The organism is Pseudarthrobacter sp. 05T312 (assembly GCF_056396685.1).
In genome coordinates, this window is sequence record NZ_JBFTLY010000072.1 from 1 (window position 1) to 374 (window position 374).

The window sequence follows — 374 nt, forward strand, 5'->3', positions numbered from 1 at the left end:
TTTCTTCCTCGTCATTCAATAATAACATTTCTTCTTCTGATACATCTTCGCTGAATATATCTTTCAGCACTCCACCCGTAGAGACAAATCTCATCTTATGGACTTGTCTTGTCATCTCGTGAAACCATTCACGATCTGCATACATATCTGCTGGCTTTACTGAATACTTCAAAGTCTCTGCAACAGCATGTTCCATGCCGTCTTCACCCATTTTTACCACTTCACCCGTCTTCTTGTTCCTGACTGCTTTAATCTTTACTGACGGTGTGTAATCCACACCTAAACAATCCCTCCAAAGTTCACTCCAAGCCTCATTTTTCATATAACCGATATTAAAATAAGTAGACTTCATGAATAATAACACATGAAAGTGA

The 374-nt window shown here is 38.5% G+C and carries 1 protein-coding gene; it reads right to left on the reverse strand.

Going from position 1 to position 374, the window contains the following annotated elements:
- Positions 1-352, reverse strand: a 352-nt coding sequence (locus AC1DIP_RS22365) for a protein rep (RefSeq protein WP_477735137.1), incomplete at its 3' end; no start/stop codon positions are given.
- Positions 353-374: the final 22 nt, after the last annotated feature.